The sequence below is a fragment of the Methylopila musalis genome (genome assembly GCF_042679725.1).
Lineage (GTDB): Bacteria > Pseudomonadota > Alphaproteobacteria > Rhizobiales > Methylopilaceae > Methylopila > Methylopila musalis.
The window spans coordinates 1-579 of the sequence record NZ_JBHTMX010000443.1 but is presented as its reverse complement, the minus strand read 5'-3'; the positions used below and the strand labels follow the sequence as shown (position 1 = coordinate 579).

1 pseudogene is annotated in these 579 nt (G+C 76.7%); it reads left to right on the top strand.

Annotated elements, in window-relative coordinates:
• Positions 1 to 135 precede the first annotated feature (135 nt).
• Positions 136 to 579: pseudogene (locus ACFQ4O_RS18210) on the top strand (LTA synthase family protein); the annotation flags it as partial.

Genomic DNA, 579 nt, shown 5'->3' with positions numbered 1-579 from the left:
CACGCCGCTCGGCCGGGCGCTCGCCCGCGCCCGCCACGCCTATGCGCTGGCCCGCCACCGGCTGCTGGGGCCGCTGGACCGGAGGCCGCGCTGATCACGCTCGCGGCCGCCTTCCTGCTGTCCTTCACGCTGGCGGTGGCGCTGGAGAGCGTTCCGCCCTCCGTCCGGCCGTTCCGGGCCCCCGCCGCCGTGCTGGCGCTCCGGCTCGCGATCCATCTCGGCCTGTTCGCGACGGCCTTCGCGCTGTCGTGGCGGCCGTGGCACGCGGCGCTGGTGACGGTGGTGACGGCGGGCCTGTTCGGCGCCGGCAGCCGCATGAAGCACGGCATTCTGGGCGAGCCGCTGGTGTTCTCCGACGCCGCGCTGGTGCGGCACGCCATCCGCCATCCGAAGCTCTATTACGCCGAGAAGCTGGCCCGCCCGCCCGCGCTGCTGACGCTGGCGGGGCTCGCGCTCGCCACCGCGCTGTGGTTCGCGGCCGAACCCTCGATCCTGCCGGACCGGGGCTGGCCGCTCTGGCTGGCGCTGCCGCCCATGGTGGCGGCGGCGACCGCCTGGGCGCTGACGCGGCCCTGGGTG